This is a genomic window from Curtobacterium luteum, assembly GCF_001475545.1.
Lineage (GTDB): Bacteria > Actinomycetota > Actinomycetes > Actinomycetales > Microbacteriaceae > Curtobacterium > Curtobacterium luteum_A.
Genome location: NZ_LDQC01000172.1, coordinates 1 through 1,193 on the forward strand (window position 1 = coordinate 1; position 1,193 = coordinate 1,193).

Genomic DNA, 1,193 nt, shown 5'->3' on the forward strand with positions numbered 1-1,193 from the left:
ACGCTGGCCGAACAACTGGCAATCCAAGCCGAAAGTGCAAGACGTGCGCGATGAACCAGCAGCGCGTTCGTCGAGCGAAGAAGGCGTAACAACTTCCCATCCGGCCGACCGACACACAACAGGCCAGCGACGCCCTGCAAGATCCACGCGGTCACATGCGGGCGAGCGTCGCGCAATGTCGAACACCGCGGTTCGAGCCGGATGGGTACTACCTCATCAACCGAGACAGGTTGATTGCTGCGATATCAACCAACGGAGGTTGATCGTGAACGAACCCGCCGACCTCAGCTCCCACCGAGTCAGGTCCAACCGCTGGCCCGAACCACTCCACGCACCAGCTGCCCTGATCGTCGCAGTCGACGACATCTTCACCGACACCATCCAGGACAAGGACTGATGAGCTACGACGACGCATGGCTCGACGCACACGAGACAGCCAAGAAGTACATGCGACGCGAACGCATCTGGCAGACGGTCGGCGTCGTTCTTGCTGTTGTCCTCGTTGCCTACATCCTCGTCACCGCAGTCGCAATGGTTGCAGGTGCGGCATGGTGAGATGCGAACGATGCGGCAAGGAATACAACTCAGGTATTGCAGCCGACCGATGCTGCACCGACGAGCAACGGCCCTGGGATGACGAACGGTGGTGGGGGTAGCCACTCGAGTACCCACCCCTACAGCGATACCGGGATGTGCTACCGGAGTGGGGGTACCTGACGGGGGTAGGGTATGGCGGGCACCAACGCCAATGGCCACCGGCGACGTGAGCTAGTCAAGCGGGTGAGGGCAGAAGAAACCCGGTGCGCCCTCTGCGACAAGCCAGTAGACAAGACACTTGCCCGCATCGCAGGACAGCACGGACCAAAGTGCCCACGCATCAACTGCGCCGGCTGTGCCTGGCATCCCGAGTCAGCAGTCGTCGACGAAGATGTGCCACGCGTTCGTGGTGGTTCACCAACACAAAGAAGCAACTGTCACCTCATGCACAGGGCATGTAACCGGTGGAAGTCAACAATGACGTTGGCAGAAGCCAAAGCCAAACGTGCCGGGCAGACGATTGAGCGGCCACGTAAGGCCATAGCAACGCCTACCGCTTGGTGACGAGCAAGACGCACACCAAAACGCGTCAGATTGCCTTACACGGCTTCCAAAGAGCGACACGCAAGCAAACGCACGGGGCACCCACCCCTCCC

General features: G+C 60.5%; 2 protein-coding genes. Both read left to right on the top strand.

Annotated features, from left to right (window positions below):
• On the top strand, nt 1-397 hold a 397-nt coding region (locus NS184_RS18625), incomplete at its 5' end, for a hypothetical protein (protein ID WP_206556306.1).
• Entirely contained in the window at nt 397-555 is a 159-nt protein-coding gene (locus NS184_RS18520) for a hypothetical protein (RefSeq protein WP_193750560.1), read from the top strand. The genes NS184_RS18625 and NS184_RS18520, both read left to right, overlap by 1 nt.
• Nucleotides 556-1,193 lie beyond the last annotated feature (638 nt).

Bases quoted from the DNA above. Each gene is read 5' to 3' on its own strand.
- NS184_RS18520 (WP_193750560.1), top strand. From the start codon at position 397: ATGAGCTACGACGACGCATGGCTCGACGCACACGAGACAGCCAAGAAG.